The sequence below is a fragment of the Rubritalea squalenifaciens DSM 18772 genome (assembly GCF_900141815.1).
Lineage (GTDB): Bacteria > Verrucomicrobiota > Verrucomicrobiia > Verrucomicrobiales > Akkermansiaceae > Rubritalea > Rubritalea squalenifaciens.
On record NZ_FQYR01000003.1, the window covers coordinates 500,112 to 518,149 of the forward strand.

Annotated in this window: 14 protein-coding genes; 5 read left to right on the forward strand and 9 right to left on the reverse strand. The window is 50.4% G+C overall.

The genetic code is table 11. The annotated features are described in order from the left end of the window. Positions 1–133: 133 nt before the first annotated feature. Positions 134–1,159 (reverse strand): L-threonine 3-dehydrogenase, encoded by a 1,026-nt coding sequence (gene tdh / locus BUB27_RS07490; RefSeq protein WP_143183718.1) that lies wholly within the window; start codon positions 1,157–1,159, stop codon positions 134–136. A 307-nt stretch (positions 1,160–1,466) separates the two neighbouring features. Between tdh and BUB27_RS07495 the strand changes: the two genes are divergently transcribed. Beyond that, positions 1,467–2,990, forward strand: coding sequence for a PhoH family protein (locus BUB27_RS07495; RefSeq protein WP_143183197.1), 1,524 nt, complete (start codon positions 1,467–1,469; stop codon positions 2,988–2,990). 144 nt (positions 2,991–3,134) lie between these two features. On the opposite strand, the gene BUB27_RS07500 is transcribed toward BUB27_RS07495, so the two are convergent. The 7 genes from BUB27_RS07500 to BUB27_RS07530 form a co-directional block, all read right to left on the reverse strand. Continuing rightward, a complete protein-coding gene (locus tag BUB27_RS07500; protein ID WP_143183198.1) occupies positions 3,135–5,462 on the reverse strand; it encodes a DUF7133 domain-containing protein in 2,328 nt (775 codons plus the stop codon). 53 nt (positions 5,463–5,515) lie between these two features. Further along, a complete protein-coding gene (locus BUB27_RS07505; RefSeq protein ID WP_159434858.1) occupies positions 5,516–6,319 on the reverse strand; it encodes a TatD family hydrolase in 804 nt (267 codons plus the stop codon). Next, a complete protein-coding gene (gene mnmH / locus BUB27_RS07510; RefSeq protein ID WP_143183200.1) occupies positions 6,316–7,386 on the reverse strand; it encodes a tRNA 2-selenouridine(34) synthase MnmH in 1,071 nt (356 codons plus the stop codon). Before mnmH ends, BUB27_RS07505 begins: the two co-directional genes overlap by 4 nt. A 129-nt stretch (positions 7,387–7,515) precedes the next feature. Continuing rightward, positions 7,516–7,971, reverse strand: coding sequence for a RidA family protein (locus tag BUB27_RS07515; protein WP_143183201.1), 456 nt, complete (start codon positions 7,969–7,971; stop codon positions 7,516–7,518). Positions 7,972–8,005: 34 nt separating this feature from the next. After that, entirely contained in the window at positions 8,006–9,622 is a 1,617-nt protein-coding gene (pyrG, locus tag BUB27_RS07520) for a CTP synthase (protein ID WP_143183202.1), read from the reverse strand. A gap of 11 nt (positions 9,623–9,633) precedes the next feature. Further along, positions 9,634–10,392, reverse strand: coding sequence for a 3-deoxy-manno-octulosonate cytidylyltransferase (gene kdsB / locus BUB27_RS07525; RefSeq protein ID WP_143183203.1), 759 nt, complete (start codon positions 10,390–10,392; stop codon positions 9,634–9,636). Positions 10,393–10,492: 100 nt separating this feature from the next. Next, a complete protein-coding gene (locus tag BUB27_RS07530; protein WP_143183204.1) occupies positions 10,493–10,735 on the reverse strand; it encodes a hypothetical protein in 243 nt (80 codons plus the stop codon). A gap of 69 nt (positions 10,736–10,804) precedes the next feature. Here BUB27_RS07530 and BUB27_RS18895 point away from each other — a divergent pair, with 69 nt between their 5' ends. The 4 genes from BUB27_RS18895 (at position 10,805) to BUB27_RS07550 (ending at position 16,390) form a co-directional block, all read left to right on the forward strand. Beyond that, positions 10,805–12,544, forward strand: a complete 1,740-nt coding sequence (locus BUB27_RS18895) for a sodium:solute symporter family transporter (protein ID WP_159434859.1) — start codon at positions 10,805–10,807, stop codon at positions 12,542–12,544. 462 nt (positions 12,545–13,006) lie between these two features. Beyond that, positions 13,007–14,446 carry a chromosomal replication initiator protein DnaA gene (gene dnaA, locus BUB27_RS07540; protein ID WP_143183205.1) on the forward strand — a complete coding sequence of 480 codons (1,440 nt, stop codon included), beginning with the start codon at positions 13,007–13,009 and terminating at the stop codon, positions 14,444–14,446. Positions 14,447–14,725: 279 nt separating this feature from the next. Further along, a complete protein-coding gene (gene dnaN / locus BUB27_RS07545) occupies positions 14,726–15,823 on the forward strand; it encodes a DNA polymerase III subunit beta (RefSeq protein WP_143183206.1) in 1,098 nt (365 codons plus the stop codon). Between the two features lie 93 nt (positions 15,824–15,916). Then, positions 15,917–16,390, forward strand: a complete 474-nt coding sequence (locus BUB27_RS07550) for a SixA phosphatase family protein (RefSeq protein WP_143183207.1) — start codon at positions 15,917–15,919, stop codon at positions 16,388–16,390. Here the strand turns inward: BUB27_RS07550 and BUB27_RS07555 are convergent. Then, the gene (locus BUB27_RS07555; RefSeq protein WP_143183208.1) at positions 16,383–18,026 is read right to left on the reverse strand and encodes a transglycosylase domain-containing protein; all 1,644 of its coding nucleotides are present in this window, start codon (positions 18,024–18,026) and stop codon (positions 16,383–16,385) included. The two genes, BUB27_RS07550 and BUB27_RS07555, sit on opposite strands and share 8 nt — an antisense overlap. Between the last annotated feature and the right edge of the window lie 12 nt (positions 18,027–18,038).

Genomic DNA, 18,038 nt, shown 5'->3' on the forward strand with positions numbered 1-18,038 from the left:
ACAGTCTGGTTGGGATCATGAAGGTTTGCTGTAATGAGAGCGCCCGGTATGGCTGTTCTAGGGTAAGAAAAAAGCCGCACCTGTGAGGGTGCGGCTCGCGATTGTAGGTATATAGGTTGGAGGGTATTTCGCTTTACTCCCAATCTAGAACGATCTTGCCGGATTGGCCGGAGAGCATCGTCTCGAATCCTTTGGCGAAATCGGTGTAATGGAATTTGTGGGTGATGACGGCTGAGGTGTCCATGCCAGCACGGATCATGGAGGTCATCTTGTACCAGGTCTCAAACATTTCACGGCCGTAGATGCCCTTGAGGATGAGTCCTTTAAAAATCACTTTGTCCCAGTCGATGGCAACATTCTCAGGGAAGATGCCTAAAAGGGAAACTTTAGCGCCGTTGGAGGTGTGCTCGAGGATGTCATTCAGGCCGCTTGGGTGACCGGACATTTCCAGTGCGACGTCAAAGCCTTCTTTGATGCCGAGCTCTTTTTTGACGTCGTTGAGGTTCTCGTTAGCCACGTTGACCACGCGGGTGGCGCCGAGTTTTTCAGCGAGCTCAAGGCGGTACGGGTTAACGTCTGTGACAACAACGTGACGGGCACCTGCGAACTTGGCTACAGAGGCTGCCATGCAACCGATTGGACCAGCTCCTGTGATGAGAACGTCCTCAGCCACCAGATCCCATGAGAGCGCTGTGTGAACAGCGTTACCGAGTGGGTCGAAAGTGGAGATGAGATCTTCAGGGATGGATGGGTCTACCTTGTAGGCGTTGACTGCCGGGATGGAGAGGTACTCGGCAAAAGCTCCTGTACGGTTGACTCCTACACCGAGAGTATTCGGGCAGAGATGGCGGCGGCCAGCAAGACAGTTGCGGCAGTGACCACAGACGATGTGGCCTTCACCGGAGACGAGTTCGCCAACCTTGAAATCTCTGACGCCGTCACCGACAGCTGCGATTTCACCACAGAATTCGTGACCGACTGTCATAGGGACGGGGATGGTCTTCTGGGCCCACTTGTCCCACTTCCAGATATGTACGTCAGTACCACAGATGGATGTCTTTTTGATCTTAATCAAAACATCCATAGGACCTACTTCTGGTTCTGGTACGTCTTCGAGCCAGAGACCTTCTTCCGCTTTAGATTTAACAAGAGCTTTCACTGCTGGGTTACATAGTAGTGAGCTGTCATTATTGCACGTCATTTTTTGCACGAATTAGCGCAGATTTTCTACTAGGGAGGGGCGTTTGCTGACTGCTGTCTTACAGCGAGATGTGCTCTTTTGCGTGTGTTGTCAGGCAATGTTGAGTAAGATTGATGTTGATTTTACGGACAGAATGTTGTGATACTTTAGTTGACTTGAATAATTTTTTCCAATGGCCATCTGTCATGGATGGTACTGCAGGTCCCCCAGCGGCGAGGGGTGCACTTGCTCCTCCTTTAACGCCGCATTTGTGTGAAAACTAAGCATGAGCCAAACAACCCAACTGAAGTCGGCTGCAGCCAAGCAGGGCACCCAGAATGAAACCTCAAAATTGGGAGGCAAAAGGCGACTACAGGAATTCGGAATCAAAGCCCCGAACCAGACCGCCAAGAACTTCGTGTTGGACACCAATGTTCTACTGCATGATCCCGCATGTCTTGGCAGGTTTGCTGAACACCATATCTGTATTCCTACCGATGTGCTTTCTGAGCTGGATAAGTTCAAGAATGAGCAATCCGAGCGTGGCGCCAATGCGCGAAGAGTGCACCGCAGGCTGACTGAGATGTTTAATAGCGGGGAATCAGTGACTACTGGTGTCCCTACCGAAGGTGGAGGGACGGTGCGATTGGTCATCTATGATCCCACATTTTGCATGGATAACTCGGAAATGCTCGCACAGTTCCTCAGGGTTTTTCCAGACCGGGAACGTGTCGATCATCGGATCTTGGCGGCTACGTTGCTACTTGCGGAGCATAACGATAGTAAGGTGATTTTAGTGACCAAGGACTTGAACATGCAGCTCAAGGCCAAGGCTGTTCATATCCAATGCGAGGACTATCTGAATGACAAAGTAGATCCTCGAGAGGTATCTAACTACGAGCTGATGTCTGTGGATGTCGATCCAAACGAGCTTCAGCGTTTTGCGAGCTCTGGTGAGCTTTCTTTGGAGCATGAGCGGCGCAATGGCGTGGTTCTGAACCAGTATGTCTTGCTGAAAGCCAGCGAGAAGCAGACCATGCCCGCTAGGCTGGATGCCGATGGGACCTTTGTCCGCTTGCAAATTCCAGAGGTGCTTAGAATACCAGATGGGCATCACCTCAAGCCATTGAACTTGGGGCAGAAGTGCCTGATCGATGCCTTGCTGAATCCGGATATTTCACTGGTGACTTGCTACGGTCAGGCGGGTACGGGTAAGACACTGGTGGCGATTGCGGCAGGTCTGCATGAAATGTTTAACCGTGAGTACAACGGTATTACGATCAGCCGGCCGGTTGTCGCAATGGGTGAGCAGCTCGGTTTCTTACCTGGCGACTTGGATGAGAAAATGAGGCCATGGCTACAGCCGATCTACGATGCTTTGGAGCTTCTGATGGGGCCACCTAATCCTCATCAGCAGGGACCACGACGCAAGCAAGCGAAGAAAGAGGCCGCCAATGCAGCCTTGCAGCCTACGAAAGCCTATGAGCATCTGCTGGAGCAGGGGGTCATTGAGATCGAAGCTCTCTGCTACATCAGGGGGCGTTCCATCCCGAACCGCTTCTTTGTGCTGGATGAAGCACAGCAGTTGACACCACAAGAGGCGAAGACCGTTGTGACTCGTATGTCACGTGGTTCCAAGCTCGTGATGGTAGGGGATCCTGCACAGATTGATAACCCTTATGTGGATAGTCGTAGTAACGGTCTGGTCTATACGAGAAACCGACTGAAAGGGCAGCCATTCACGGCGCATATATCACTCTCTAGAGGTGAGCGCAGTCCGCTAGCAGAAGCTGGCGCCCAGCTGATGTAACTCAGAGAATTGCGAGTCATGATTTAGGGCGTTTCCAGAAAACGAACAAGCCTGACCCGATCAATAAGACAAAAAGCGCAACCCAAGGCCATTGAGGCCGAGTTGCGCTTTTTTCTGTTTTTGAACTGCTAGCTGAGCTTGAGCTTATTTTTTTTTAGCCTGAGCTTTGGCTTTTTTCTGCTCTTCTTCTGCGTCGAGAGGCAGGAAATTATTTTCAGCAACCTCTTTGCGGACAGCAGGGATGATGTCTTTCTTGACGGACGGAGCTTCATTGTCCCAAGAGTTGCGGATGTAGTTCATGACATCGGCATAGTCTTGGTCACTGATCGAAGTGTTTTGATGGAAGCCTGGCATGATGGGCATGATGTTAGGGGCCTTGTAGAGCTGACCGTTGACCATGATGGGGCCTTGGATACCAACGAGGAGGATTTTGGCGAGGCGGTTAGCATCACCCGTGACCCACTCAGAGTTGTTTAACGGAGGCCCCATGTTAGGTGCTCCCTGACCTTTCAGTCCATGGCAGCCTGCACAGGCGGCTTTCACTACATAGATGTCAGCTCCGCGCTTGATGCTCTCGTGCGCCCACTTTTCAAGTTTACGCTGCTTTTCCTGATGAGGCCCTGCAGCTTTCTTGGCGGCTGCGATGAGTTTCACCAAGGAGCCGGATTTGACGGTGCTCACATCAAAGGTGCTGATGTCAGGGCCAAGGCCGCTGACGAAGGCTTCATTGAGTCCACGGAGCTTTGGATTCATCTCGATAATTTTGAGGGCTTCTGCTGATTGACCAAGGGCTACAAGTGTTTTGACCACACCGTGAATGTTCTGTGGAGTGCTAGCAAGTTTAGCGACTTCTGATGCCAGAACCTCGTCAGTCCAGCGATGCTTAGCAGCGATCTCCAGAGCGCTGTTAGCAACATCATGGTCTTTGTGCTTCAGGGCCTTGATAATGACGGCAGGGGTGGCTGCATCGATGCCATCTAGAGTCCAGAGGGCGTGAATGGCCACGTAGCCTGGTTGTTTGGAGTCGTAAACTTTGTCGTTAGAGAGAGCTGCTATTACGGAGCGGTCCTGACGTTCTACGATGAGGCGCTGCGCTGTATCGCGGTAATGGCCGTTCTTGTGAGTCAGGTAGCTAAGCAGTTCTTCGCCTTTGAGTTCGGAAAGTTTTTCTACTTTGGCTGCTGGATTCTTCGCGTAGCGGATACGGTAGATGCGACCGGTGGATGGCTTAGCTCGGTCCATGTTTCGGTGCTCGTACTGCTTGCGCAGGTAGGTGGTCATGTATGTCTTGTGCTGTAAAAGACCGAAGTACATATCGACCATGTACAGGGTGCCGTCTGGCGCGGTATAAAGACTTACTGGGCAGAACCATTCGTCATTAGAGGCCAGGAATTCTTTTTTGTCGAAAGCCTGGGAGCCGGAAGCGATGTTGTGCTGGTTGCGCTTGATCTTGATGGCTTTGATCAGATCGCCGGCAGGTTCACAGGAAAAGCCCATTTCCTGATACTCTTCTGGGAAATTGTCGCCGCGGTATATGGTGATTCCACAGGAGGCGGTAGGCTTGGCTAATGTTCCGTGGAGAGGCCCTTTGTCTAAGCGTAGCACGCCTTTCATGTAGCCACGGTTGACGCCCGGGGTCTTGTGGATCGGGTAGGTGTCGTAACATCCTAGGTTCTTAGACATCGGGTATTTCGGCTCAAAGCCTTTGACTCCGTGCAGGAAGTTGGGAAGGAATTGCTCAGCCTGGAAGTAGCATGAGTTATGGTTGTGGTAGATGCGTCCGGCATTGTCTTTGGCGAGACCCCACTGGCCGCGGCCATAGGTGTCCTCCTTGATCCACTTGCCGTTGATGCGGCGGTAGCGCTTGTCGTGTTTGGCGTTGTAATACCAGTTGTCGATACCCAGCAGTAGAGCATTGGCAGCATGTTCAGGATTGCCTCCCTGAGCATATTTGGGGTCCACGACTTCTGGTTCGCCTACAGGCTTGATACCGTCACGTTTGATGAACAGGAGCGCATCGCCATTGGTGTAGAGGCAGCCATCTGATGTCACAGCTACGGCTCGAGGTACGACTAGTTTGTCGAGGAAGGTTGTCGCTTTATCGACTTTGCCGTCACCGTCAGTGTCCTCGAGTACGCGGATCTTACCTTTCGGTGCGCGCTCGGCTGTCGCGTCAAAGTCATTCATGTACTCCGTCATTTCGCAGGACCAGATGCGACCATCTGCATCGAACGAGAGTGCGACGGATTTGTTGACGTAGTCGCCGGTAGCCACAGGCTCGAGTGTGAAACCGTCAGCTAATTTGAATGATTTGAGAGCTGCCTCAAGATCAAGATACGGTGATGGAGGGATCGTATCGATAGGGATAGGATCTTCCATTACATGTCCTTTTCTGTCGCCGGCTTGGCCGAAACAGAGGGAGGATGCTGCGATCGCGATGCTTGAGGTGAGTAGGAAGTTACGCATAGTCATGTTTACACTGAATGTTACATACTCATTGAAGAAGATATATCCCCATGAATACGTCAGATGATTTTCGATTCCACGCCAAAAAATCTCTGAAAATTAGCGTTTATGTGGGAAGCTAGCGTAGCTGTAGATGTTTGCAAATAATAGGATAATCCAGATGCAATGGAGGGGAGGTTTGCAGGGTGATTGGTATTTTCCGACATGGGGTAGGGTCTGAACTTGTCTGGTGGTGTCATGTCCGGGGCGTCAGTCTCCAGTAAGAGTCTATTTAGAGGGAGTTGAGCGAAGACTTCGCGTACTCCGGCTTTGCGTTCGGAGAGGAAGTAGCCAGAAAATGAAAAGTAGGCGCCAAGCTTGAGAAGCTCTTTGGCTGTTTCAAGTGAGCCTCCGTAAGAGTGGAGCAAAAATCCTCTTTGAGGAAGAGCATGGTTCTCAAGTAGATTCATGAGCCAGCCCCAGGCTTTCAGTACGTGAATGGAGAGGGGGAGGTTACGCTCAGCGGCCAAGGCTAGATGAAAGAGAAAGGCTTCTTCCTGAGCCTGGCGGTCAGGGTTTTTCATCCAGCGATCCAGGCCGCATTCCCCTAGGCAGGCGTCTGGATGTTTATCCAGATACTGGAGCAAGGTTTCTTTCCAGCGATCATCATGGCAGGGTGTTTTCCATGGATGAAGACCGAAAGAGGGGGTGATTAAGTCTGGGTGACGATTGGCTAGCTCGGACACTTTCGGCCAATCGTCTGGACTGGTCCCGTTAACCACACATCGAGTTATGCCAGCCTCTCGCATCGTCGTAATGATATCATCGATTTGGCCGGAGAATCTTGGGTCCTGAAGATGCAGGTGAGCGTCGGTATAGATCACATAGATGAGTGTATGTGGTTTTGGATGATATTCGAAGCCAAAGATTGATAGGAGGCTGTGCTGGAATCCTCCAAAGTGTAGGAATGGGATGGCGCGGGGTAGTTGGAGTTATCCTCACCAGGCATCCTGTATGCCAAGTCGTAGTGATTCTCTAGAATGGAACGGGTGAACTCACTCCACTGACCGTTCTTGATCAGCTCCTGCCAATGGGTGACTTGCTCACGCCCGCGAAGTCTGACTAGGTGCTCCAAGAGGGTGCTCAGTCCCTCAGGATCATCACAGAAGTGAGGATAGTCCTTAAGAAGGAGCTTTACGCGCTCATCCAGATCAAGTGCTAGGTTGATGACTTCAGATTCTGAGAGCTTCTTCCATAGTGCGGGTGGGCAGTGGACGCAGCCGATCCGGTTACTCTCGGACTCAGTAAAGATGGCTTTTTTGGGGTCGTAGTCCTTGAGGCAATGCCAGAGGCGAGTCTCAAAGTTTTTCTGGCTGGGTTGCTCGGAAGACTTGGGGGCTCCTAATAAGGATCCTTTATGGTTGGCGAGACCCTCCAGATCCAGTACTTGAGCACCTTGGTCACTCAGTTGATGGAGGAGTTTGGTTTTGCCGACTCCGGTGACACCCGAAAACACACGGAATTGAAGTTGTGGGTGGCTCAGGATCCGTTCCAGCTCAGCGATGACAAATTTTCTGTAGGCGCGGTAGCCGCCAGATACGATATGGGTGTTCCACCCAATGGACTGGAGGATGAACGAAAAGGAGCGAGACCGCATGCCCCCTCTCCAGCAATAGAGGAGTGGGTGATATCCAGAATCTTTGTCAGCCAAGTAGGTGGACAGGTGGTGAGCGACGTTCTTGGAGATGTAGCCAGCTCCCAGCTTGCGTGCTTCGAAGGGGTTCTTTTTGTAGATAGTGCCTACTTCCGCCCTTTCTTTACTATTCAGAGAAGGGAGGTTGATTGCACCAGGTATGTGATCGTGCGCATATTCGTCAGGTGAACGAACATCGATAATCTCCGAGAAGCCTGATAAATCATGCGGAAAGTGGATAGACTTTAGCTGATGCACGATAATAAAAATAAGTTAGATAAAATGCGATTCTGATAGAGGGTGATGATACTACACCAATCTGACTGAATCTGGAAATGAAAAAGGGAGGCATGTGCCCCCCTTTGAATAAAAAATCTGCTAGAGAGCTTAGTCCTCTATTTCAACGACCATGTTGATTTCAACAGAGACATTGAGAGGGAGGGCGGCAGCTCCCATGGCTGTGCGGGAGTGCTTGCCCTTGTCCCCAAAGATCTGAACCAATAGGTCGGAGCAGCCATTGATGACTGTTGGGTGGCCGTAGAAGTCAGGTGCTGAGTTTACAAATCCGTTTACGGTCACGATCTGTTTTACCTTGTCGAGAGAGCCGATGGCGTCTTTGACAACTGCGAGGCGATTCAGGGTGATGAGGCGAGCAGCTTCCTGGGCTGTTTCAACATCGGTGTCACTTGGCACTTTGCCAGTAAAAGTCTCTTCTACTGGAGGAATGCCTCCTGCAAGGAAAAGGAGGTTTCCGGAACGTGTGTAGTTCAGGTAGGAGCCAGCTGGTGCTGGAACTTCAGGCAGCTTGTAACCGAGTTCTTCGATGCGTGCTTCGATAGACATAAAAATAGGTGGTGAGTGATTAGAAGGGAGTGGATTACTTCTGGGCTTGCTCAAGCGCTGCTTTTACGAAGCCTGCAAAAATCGGGTGAGGATTGTTAGGGCGTGACTGGAATTCCGGATGGAACTGGGCTCCGATGTAGAATGGGTGATCCGGGATTTCCACGATTTCCACCAAACCTTGGTCTGCTGAGACGGAGCTGATTTTGAGACCAGCAGTCTCGATTTGCTCACGGTACGCAGGGTTAAACTCATAGCGGTGGCGGTGACGCTCAGTGATGAGTTCAGAGCCGTACAGCTCGTGTGCCTTGGTGCCTGGGAAGACTTTGGAGTCACTGGCGCCTAGACGCATGGTAGCCCCCATGTCCTTGACTCCTTGTTGCTCCTCTTGGAGGGAGATAACAGGGTGAGTCGTGTCCTTGTCAAATTCAGTGGAGTTCGCATCTGAGAGTTCACAAACGTTGCGGGCAAACTCGATGGTCGCGATTTGCATGCCGAGGCAGATACCGAAATAAGGGATCTTGTTCTCACGAGCAAACTTGGCAGCGATGATCTTGCCTTCAGTGCCTCGGTCGCCGAAACCACCCGGAATAAGGATGCCATCGATGTCCTTCAGCTGATTGGCTGGGCCTTCTTCTTCGATTTTCTCTGCATCCACACGGATAATGTTCACGCGGGTGTCGTGCTGAGCGCCTGCGTGGACGAGTGATTCGTAGATAGACTTATAGGCGTCTTGCAGTTCGATGTACTTACCGACGACGGCAATCCTGACCTCGTGAGTCGGGTTAATCACTCGATCAACGAAGTGGCGCCATTGCTCAAGATCCGGAGTTTCGGATTCGAGGCCGAGGCGGTCACTAACAAGGCGATCGAGCTTGTCACGACGAAGGTCGAGAGGGCACTCATAGATGGTGTGTGCCACGTCACGGAAGGCCACTACGTTCTTGGCTTCCACGTTACAGAACATCGCGATCTTCGCGCGATTGTCCTCGTCGAGATCGTGCTCGGTACGGCAGACGATGATGTCTGGCTGGATACCGATTTCGCGAAGCTTGGCCACGGACTGCTGGGTCGGCTTGGTCTTGATCTCGCCAGCGGCTGCGATGAAGGGAAGAAGGGTGACGTGAATGAAGCAGACGTTGTCGCGACCAACTTCCAGGGAGAACTGACGCAGCGCCTCGAGGAAAAGGTGCCCCTCAATATCTCCAGTAGTACCACCGATCTCAGTGATGATCACGTCAGCGTCGCTGGCCAGAGTGACTTGGCGGATACGCTCTTTGATTTCATCAGTACAGTGAGGAATGAACTGAACGGTCTTACCGAGATATTTGCCCTTACGCTCGTTACGGATGACGTTCTCAAAGACCTGGCCGGATGTCAGGTTGTTGAGGCGGGAGCACTCACAGTTGGTAAAGCGTTCGTAGTGGCCCAAGTCGAGATCGGTCTCAGCACCGTCTGCAAGTACATAGACCTCGCCATGCTGGAATGGAGACATGGTGCCCGGATCGACGTTCAGGTATGGGTCAAACTTCTGAATTAGAACGTCGAGGCCGCGGTGCTCAAGAAGAGTACCGAGGGAGGCTGCTGCAAGTCCCTTGCCCAGGGATGAGACAACGCCACCGGTGACGAAGATGTATTTGGTTGGATGGGCCATATGGTGAGAAGTTAGATAGTTGATTTGAGAATGTTTTCGATTTGGACGGCTTGTTCCGGAGTGTCCACTCCGCCTGAGGTATCATCGGTGATGATGACTTTGATGCGGGCACCGTGCTCCAGTGCGCGCAATTGTTCGAGGGATTCAGCGACTTCAAGCGGGCTAGGAGGCCAGCTGATGAACTGCTGCAGAAAGTCTTTGCGGTAAGCGTAGATGCCTTTGTGTCTGTAGAGGGTGAGCTCAGGGCTAGCGCTCCTCTGGTAGGGTAGTGGGCTGCGGGAGAAGTAGAGGGCGTCTCCATCTTTCCTCAGGACTACTTTGACTACATTGGGATCGTGGCTCAGAGCTTCATCATCGAAGGCATTGGCGGCTGTCGCCATAGCGAGGTCTGAGTCATCAAGCAAGGCTTGAGCCAGCTCATCGATCAGTTTTGGGCAGATGAGTGGCTCATCGCCTTGAATGTTAATGAGATGAGTTGCCTGAGGAAAATGTTCCGCTGCCTCTGCAATGCGGTCAGTTCCTGTAGGATGGTGATCCGATGTCATGACCGCCTCAGCTCCGAAAGCTTTGCAGGCCTCTAAAATACGGTCGTCATCAGTAGCGACAATGATGCTATCCAGTTTTGAGCATTCCTTACAACGTTCCCAGACATGCTGAACCAGCGGTTTTCCCGCAATTTCATGCAATGGTTTACCCGGGAAGCGGGTGGATGCCCAACGAGCTGGAATGATCCCTAAAACGAAGGTTGGAGAATCAGTTAAAGTTTCCACGGCGCGAGCTGCGGCAGAATAGAAAGCAGCTGCTGCCCGCGCAAGATTCTTTTAGCTTATTTTCGAAATGATTTTTTGCGTCGCTCTTATGAGTAAGTAACTACATCCCTTGCTCAATGAAATCCAGTGCTTTACTGAGGCTACTCTGGGTCAGGAAATGGTTGAGCTGGGCGGGGAGGTGGCCGCGGTGTTCCTTATGGAATGCGGTAATCGATTCACTGACTTGCTGCAATTGGCGGAGTTGCTCCTCAGGGTTTTGCTCCCTCAGTTCCTTGTTGCCGATGATGGAGAGGCGCGTTCTTAAAAGATCTGCAAGCTGCTGAAGGTCTGGTGTGGAACTCATTGTATAGTTAAGGAAAGTAAAGTAATTCTATCGACTTGAGTGTAAGCCCTTGCTAGGGTTCGCGGCAAGATGGATAAGGCAATTCACGAGTATTTTACGCTTATCGACTGGGCCGTCATTTTTGGCTACTTGATTCTGACGACAGTTGTGGGTCATATAATGAGGGGAAAGCAAGGCACGATACGTGATTTCTTCCTTGGAGGAAGGTCATTGCCTTGGCAGGCCGTTTGCGGTTCTATTATCGCTACTGAGATTTCGGGAGTAACCTTTATTGGTGTTGCGGGAACACTCTTTGCACTGAAGGGGGACTTTACCTATTTATTATGGGGGATTGGTTCGGTGATCGGAAGGGTAGTCGTGGCGTTGTATTTTGTACCCAAGTACTACGAAGATGAGATTTATAGCCCGTATGACTATATGGGTAAGCGACTTGGTGTCGGCGTTAAGAAGTTGGCGACCATTGTCTTTACGGTAGGAAGTATTCTTGGACAGAGTGTTCGAGTCTTTGTTGCTGCCATTCCCCTGGAGGTTGTTACTGGGTTGCCTATTTGGATATGTATTATCATCATAGGGCTATTTGCCATCGGCTGGACTTTGATGGGAGGCATGAGGACGGTGATCTGGACCGATGTCATGCAGTTTGGCTTGTTTACATTAGGGGGACTAACCGCACTGTTTTGGGTGGTCAGTTCACTGGATGGTGGATGGGCTGAATATTGGAAAGTCGCTGAACACTACGGCCGAACCAATGTTTGGGATGGTCGTTGGGGATTTGACGCGACTATGAAGTTTACATTCTGGGTGGCAATCCTTGCTGTACCGTTCCAGAACCTCACAGCCTTTGGTGTAGATCAACTGAATGCACAGAGGATGTTCTGCTGCAAAGACGCCAAAGCTGCAGCCAAAGCTTTGATCTGGAGCTCAGCGGGACAGCTTCTAACTTTGTTGATGCTTCTGGTGGGAGCTGCATTGTTTGTGCACTATGATAAACACCCATTCGAAGCCTACGAGGGTAGGGAGGTGATGGGGATTACCAAAACATTGGATGCTGAGGCGGATGCTTTGATTGCGCAGAAAGCTTTGGATGAGGCGCCCCGTATTGGGCACCCCAGTGTGCCGCTTGAACATTTAAAACCTGGAAATGAAGGCGAGTATGCAGATTTGGTGTCCAATGTAGCTAAGCCATCCAAGCCAGATAATGTCTTTCCGATGTGGATTGTCACTCAACTGCCAGTCGGGCTCTCAGGCCTAATTCTAGCCGGGATCTTTGCTGCTGCGATTTCGAGTCTAGACTCTATATTGGCGGCCTTGAGTCAAACTACCTTGTCCTTCATTTACCATCCTGAGGATCGAACTGATGAAGAGTTGGAGGAGCTAAATTTGGTACATAAGTCACGCATGCTCGTGGTTATGTGGGGAATCTTACTCACCGCGTTTACACTCTTATTGGTGATTGCAGCGCAAGGTATACCTGTAGTGCCTCTGGCGTTCGGAATGACTGCTTATACTATGGGGCCTTTACTTGCATTGTTCCTCTGTTCTCTGATGGGCAAAGGCAGTCTCCGTGGCCTGATCATTGGTGCAGTTGTTTCCTTCATGGTTACGATGTTTGGGCGCATGGATATTTGGGTTCTCGTCAAGAAAGCTGGAGTGAGTATTGATTGGTTACTCTCCTTGCCGACATACAGAATGACCTCAGGAGGAGAGCTGGAAGCAGCGTTCTGTTTCGCCTGGTTTTGGCCTCTCACGACTGTGATCACCATTACCTTTGGGTTACTTGTTCCGCGTAAACAAAAGATAAGCTACTAAGCCCACTTACCCATCCGGTAAACTTGTGTAAAATTATAAACTTTTTGGAAGCCCCTTTTTTAAAAGAAAGGGGCTTTTTTGTAGATGTTTTTAACTGGGGAATAAGTGGTGAAAAGCTTGTGGTTAGTTGTTTCAAGGGGTTACGGCGTCGATGGAAATAATACTTTAGAGAAGTTAACTATCGGGGGGGTCAAGTATTAAAAAAAAATGGGCGTGGAACCCCCGTGGAAACGTTAAATTTTTTTTGGCATGCGGAGATCTTTTTAAAAAGTTTTCACCGCGCAAAAGATGTTAGTGTAAAACTTCCTCCGCTTCGCAAGGAGCAGCAGAGAGAGGCCAAGTCTCCGGACTCGAAGTAGGCGACTACGATAAGAGCGAAATGCTGTTCCCCAGGAAGCAACATATTGCAGGGAAAAACCCCTGAGGAAAGGAACATCACAAGAGCGGAAAGAAACACACCCAATGCAAGAAAGTACACCTCAATTAAATGGAACACTTGAAACAACCCCTACCTATGCCCCCAATGGATCACACGTCACAATCTGGAACGCCGTCGCCGAAAAATTAAAGACCCTCGTTAGCACGGATGCATTTGCCCGCTGGTTTGCCGGTGCCCAATGCTTCTCTCTCAACCAAACTGAAATCTGTATTTCCGTACCGAGTGACATTCACCAGGTGTGGATCGAGACAAACTTCATGCCCGAGCTGCAGTCTGCTGTGAGTGCTGTGCTCGAAGCCACAGTCGTAGCCCGTGTTGCTGTAGCAGGTCAGGAAGAGCTCTTTGAAGAGCGTGTCGAGAAAGTGCAGCTTCCAGGTACACAGCCAGCTCGAAAGCAGCAGCGTGAGCTTAATGATGGTCAACTCGAGAAGAAACTGAAGACGATTGGCCTCAACCCTCTGTTTAGCTTCAAGAGGTTTGTGGTCGGTCAGAACAGTGAGTTTGCGCATGCCGCGTGTACCGCTGTCGCTTCAGGAAGTGGAGTGGCCTACAATCCACTTTTCATTCATGGTGGATCCGGACTTGGTAAGACCCACCTGATGCAGGCGATCGGCCAGCGCATCGTGGATGAGAATCCTGATGCCAAGGTGGTTTACCTTACTAGTGAGAAATTCACGAATCAGTTCATTGATGCGGTGAAGAAGGGGGACTTGGAGAAATTCCGCCGCAAATACCGTAAGGCTGATGTTCTGCTCATCGATGACATCCAGTTTTTAGCCGGCAAGGAACGCTCTCAGGAGGAGTTCTTCCACACCTTCAATACTTTGTTAGATCTGCAGAGTCAGATCGTTCTCACCAGTGACCGCCCAGCGTGCGAGATCAAAAACTTTGAGCCTCGTCTCATCTCTCGTTTTGAGAGTGGACTCACTGTAGAGCTCCAGTCTCCTCGCATGGAGACACGCGTGGCTATTCTCCGTCGCAAGATGGAGGACTGGGATGTGAAGCTTTCAGATGAAGTTATCCGCTTCCTTGCTGAGAGAATTCGCAGTAACGTTCGTCGTCTCGAGGGTGCCCTCGTTAGATTGGCAACCTTTGCCTCTCTCGGTGGAAATGCTGTCGACGTTGAGCGTGCAGAGAGTCTTCTACGTGACATCCTTCGTGAAGAGGGTGCCAAGACCGTCACGATTGATTCTATCCAGAAGGTTGTTTCCGAGCACTTCGATGTACGCCTGGCTGACATGAGCAGTCGTCGTAGACCTGCGAATATCGCATTCGCTCGTCAGGTGGCTATGTACCTCAGCCGTAAGCTGACTCCTAGCTCGCTGATGGAGATCGGTGATGCCTTCGGAGGTCGTGACCACGGTACCGTGATTCACGCTGTGAAGAAAGTTGAGCAGCGCATCGATAAAGAGGGGACTGTCCGTGATACAGTCGACCTGTTAGATGCCATGCTGCAGCGCTAGTTGCTGGCCTCTTTATCTTGCTAAACCGCAATATGTTCCGCGCCCTTGTCAGATGACGAGGGCGCATTTTTTTTGTCAGCCTCAAAAAATTAAGGAAAACGGCACAAACTGTGTACGGGTGAACTCTTCCATATATTGTGGTTGTGACGATAAAATGTGCCATATACGGCAAAAATTGGGGGTGAAGGCAAAGAATGCTTGCGTTTATAGGGCAAGAGTTCAATTTAGCTCCCGAACATCCCTCGACTTCAATCCGGGTCGATACAATGCCCATTTCTTATGAAATTCACGATATCCAAGCAGTCTTTTTTAGATGCGCTTCAACAAGTACAACACGTTGTAAGTAATCGTACTACCTTGCCGATTCTTTCCAACGTTTTGATCGAGGCCGCTGACGGCAAGCTCAAGCTGACTACCACTGACTTGGACGTCGGTGTGAGTGGCTCTGTGGAGGCGAACATTGAGAAGGAGGGCTCTACCACTCTTCCTGTAAAACGCCTTGTCAGTATTGTTCGTGAGCTTCCGGCTGAAAACGTTGAGGTATCTGTAGATGCTAAGAATCATGCCAGCATCAAGTCTGGTCCATCATTCTTCAAAATCATCGGTCTTGGTGAAGATGAGTTCCCACCGCTGCCAAAATTTGAAGATGCCAAGGAATACAAGATTGCCCAGGCGGTCATGAAGGATTCCTTGAAGAAGACCTCCTACGCCATCTCCACAGATGAGACACGTTATGTACTCAATGGTATCTTTACTTCCTTCAAGGATGGTAAGATGACACTCGTAGCCACAGATGGTCGCCGTCTTGCGATGGTAGAAAACGATCTTGAGTTCCCAAGCAGCAACGAGGCAGATGTGATTATTCCATCCAAGGCTGTTCAAGAGCTTCAGCGCTTGCTCAGTGATGAAGGTGACGTGGTGGTCAAGCTAACTGACTCACAGATTGCTTTTGAGATCAATGGCAGCTTACTAGTATCCAAACTCATCGAAGGTAACTATCCTAACTACCGTCAGGTAATTCCAGGCAACACCACCGAGCGGGTACAGGTTGGGCGTGAAGCTTTCTTAGAAACCATTCGCCGAGTCTCACTCTTGGCCTCAGACAAGTCTAATTCCGTGAAGCTTGCATTTGGTCCTAACTATGTGGATCTGATGGCAAATTCTCAGGATATCGGTGAAGCGAGTGAGAAGATTGACATCTCCTACGATGGCAAGGAATTCGCGATTGCCTTCAACCCTGAGTTCCTCATGGCTCCACTGAAGAACCTCACGACTGAGGATGTCTACCTTGATCTCATTGATGAAATGAGCCCAGGCGTTGTCCGTATCGATGGTTCTTTCCTTTATGTGATCATGCCAATGCGCGTGACTAACTAAGCTGAATTCAGCAAGAGATTTGATCAATGCCGTCATGGTTTTCCGTGGCGGCATTTTCTTTTATTTATTGTCGGATCAGCTTATAGAAGCGGGATGGAACTTCTTCTGATTAGACACGGAAAGGCTGAGGATCATGGGCATCCTGGAGGAGATGGTCAAAGAGCTCTCACAGAGAAAGGCTGGAAACAGGCTCGCTCTGTCGGCATGTTTTTGAAGAAGAATGATCTGGTGCCAGAGCTAAACCTAACGAGCCCCTTGCTAAGAGCTCGTGAGACTGCAGAAGGTGTGGCCGAGATGAGTAACTCTCCGGAACCTATTGTTCAGCCATGGTTAGCTTGCGGCATGAGGCCAGAGGAGGCATTGCAGGAGCTCGTAGCTTACCAAGAGTTTCAGCGGGTAGCTATCTACGGGCATGAACCAGATTTCTCGTACTTGGCTAATTCTCTGTTAGGCAGCAGAGGGGAGGGAGTGGAGGTCAAGAAAGCGAGTATTCTCTGGTTTGATGGAGTCTATCCTCCACGTCTAGGCGCTTGCTTGCGCTTACTCTTGCCGCCACAGTTTATTTGAGCCACTGAGTGATAAGCTCATTCATTTCTGAGAGCAATTGTTTCCTGTTAGGAATATCACGGGGGATATCATAGCCGACCCAAATCACGGCTGTCTGTGCTTTGTTTGTAGCCATGACCCATAAGGATCTCTTGGATGTTGAAGAAGATGTGTAGCGGTAGACCTTGCCTTGCTTACTGAGAAGCTTCAGGCACTCCGCCGAATTACCAGCTTCGACGACCTGTACGGACTCTGGACTATTCTTGAAAATAGTAAGATCCTTAGCAGTCTTGATGTCTTTAATGAAGTGAGTCTGCGGTCTTGAGCCTTCGTTTCCAATCACGGAGAAGGCTGTCACCGCTTGAAGCGGGGAGACGAGTACGCTGCCATTGTAGATGTCTGACTCTAGGAAGATCCCGTTGAGTCCTAGCCTTTTAGCAATGCTGATGGTTTCCTTCTTGCCGATTTGCTTCCCTGTCTTAACTGGTTGATTCTTGATAGGTAACTGTCGTCGTTCAAGTGCGGCCAAATAGATGAAAGGGGTGAAGGCGTCTCCCAGTTCAGTTTTGCCTTTCAGAGCGATATTGAACTGATGTGTCCGGTAGTCGCGTCCACCAACGATGCTGAGGATGGCACCGGTCTTGTTATCGATGATGATGGAGGCGGCTTGTAGATCCGGAGTCTCGGCGACCAGCGAAGTGATGCTCTTCTCGCAGGAAGTCTGAAGCTTTGCATCAATAGTCGTAGCCACTTTCAGCCCACCTTCGGTGATCTTTTGCTCGTCGATGATGGTGCTCAGGTGACTGATGATGGCGCCTTGAGCGTAGTTTCGGGCACTAATTTCATCGTTTTTTTTTGAAATTTTTAAGGGCGCTTTCATCGCCGCCTCAGCTTGATCCTGAGTGATTTTCCCAATGTCCACCATGCGGGCCAATACCTGGTTTCGTTGCTCAATGGCAGCCTGCAGGTTGTTGTGAGGATTAAAAATATGCGGCCCGCGTATGATGCCAACAATCATAGCGCACTGACCCAAATCCAGTTCGCTGGTGGGGACGCCGAAATAGTGCTGCGCTGCTTCTTCAATGCTGTAGCAACCTTCACCGAAATAAATCCGGTTGAGGTAGTAGGACATGATCTCGTCCTTGTCGTATTTTGCTTCGATTCGTAGAGTCAGGGCAATCTCTAGCAGCTTCCGTTGAAGGGATTTTTCCCTGATTTCATAAGTGTTTCGGGCGAGCTGCATGGTCAGGGTTGAAGCACCCTGGGTAAAAGAGAGGTCTTTGATATTCCTTACCGTTGCTCTTCCCAACCCGTAGAAATCGACCCCACAGTGCTCGAAGAAGCGGCTGTCCTCACGGGCGAGCAGGGCGTTCTTGAGATCCTCCGGTAAATCCTCATAGGTTGCGATTTTGTTTGAGGCGTTGCCGAGTACTGCCAGTTCCTCACCATGGGCATCGAGTAGCACGCTGTGTTGATCTAGATTGGCTACTTCATCGAGATCAAATTGAGACGCCTTGTAGTAGAAATAGGAAGCGATTGCCAAAAAAGCAACCAGACCAACGAGGAAGAGTCTGAAGCATACGTTGATGCATACTTTCAGCCATTCGGGTATCCAGCGAGGGAGGCGTGATTTCTTCTTTGTTGGTTTCCAGGACATGGATTAATGGGA

Coding starts and splice junctions, on each gene's coding strand:
- BUB27_RS07495 (WP_143183197.1), top strand. CDS start 1,467: ATGAGCCAAACAACCCAACTGAAGTCGGCTGCAGCCAAGCAGGGCACC.
- BUB27_RS07500 (WP_143183198.1), bottom strand. CDS start 5,462: ATGACTATGCGTAACTTCCTACTCACCTCAAGCATCGCGATCGCAGCA.
- BUB27_RS07515 (WP_143183201.1), bottom strand. CDS start 7,971: ATGTCTATCGAAGCACGCATCGAAGAACTCGGTTACAAGCTGCCTGAA.
- pyrG (WP_143183202.1), bottom strand. CDS start 9,622: ATGGCCCATCCAACCAAATACATCTTCGTCACCGGTGGCGTTGTCTCA.
- BUB27_RS07530 (WP_143183204.1), bottom strand. CDS start 10,735: ATGAGTTCCACACCAGACCTTCAGCAGCTTGCAGATCTTTTAAGAACG.
- BUB27_RS18895 (WP_159434859.1), top strand. CDS start 10,805: ATGGATAAGGCAATTCACGAGTATTTTACGCTTATCGACTGGGCCGTC.
- dnaA (WP_143183205.1), top strand. CDS start 13,007: ATGCAAGAAAGTACACCTCAATTAAATGGAACACTTGAAACAACCCCT.
- dnaN (WP_143183206.1), top strand. CDS start 14,726: ATGAAATTCACGATATCCAAGCAGTCTTTTTTAGATGCGCTTCAACAA.
- BUB27_RS07550 (WP_143183207.1), top strand. CDS start 15,917: ATGGAACTTCTTCTGATTAGACACGGAAAGGCTGAGGATCATGGGCAT.
- BUB27_RS07555 (WP_143183208.1), bottom strand. CDS start 18,026: ATGTCCTGGAAACCAACAAAGAAGAAATCACGCCTCCCTCGCTGGATA.